This is a genomic window from Exiguobacterium sp. s56, from assembly GCF_018618255.1.
In the GTDB taxonomy this organism is placed as follows: Bacteria; Bacillota; Bacilli; order Exiguobacteriales; family Exiguobacteriaceae; genus Exiguobacterium; species Exiguobacterium chiriqhucha.
In genome coordinates this window covers 1-576 of sequence record NZ_JACSLR010000045.1, presented here as the reverse complement: position 1 = coordinate 576, position 576 = coordinate 1, and the positions used below count along the sequence as shown (strand labels likewise).

Here is a 576-nt window from a genome sequence, read left to right as displayed (position 1 = left end):
CTGACAACCTGAAAATGGAGTGTGAGACATGATCCGAAGTGAGGGATTTTTTATGATTCGTGAGTTAAGAAGCAAAGGATGGACAATCAGAGCCATCTCTGACGAGACGGGATATGATCCTAAGACAATCCGAAAGTATTTGAAGATGGAAAATGCACCTACGAAAGTGAAGCGGAAAAAGAGGAAAGGAAAACTCGAACCCTACGAAGACTACATAAACGAACGTATCAAAGAAGGTACAACCAATTGCGAGGTTCTGTTCGATGAGATTCAAAAGCTAGGCTATGAAGGGAAAATGACGATTCTGAGAGAGTACGTGAGACCTTACAGACTTCAGCCTAAAAAGCAGGCTACCGTCAGGTTTGAAACGCCGCCTGGACGACAGGGACAGATGGATTGGAGTGATGTCGGGATGTATGAAGTAGACGGTGAAATGCGTATGGTGTATGCCTTCTCCATCATCCTCGGGTATTCAAGGATGCGATATATCGAGTTCACGACCGACATGACGCTGGAGACTCTGATGAAGTGCCATATGAATGCGTTCGCCTTCTTCAATGGCGTACCGCAACAGAT

1 protein-coding gene is annotated in these 576 nt (G+C 45.5%); it reads left to right on the top strand.

The window, feature by feature from the left end; all coding sequences use genetic code 11:
* Positions 1–28 precede the first annotated feature (28 nt).
* The coding region (gene istA, locus KNP71_RS15765; protein ID WP_251132833.1) for an IS21 family transposase at positions 29–576 on the top strand (548 nt) is incomplete at its 3' end.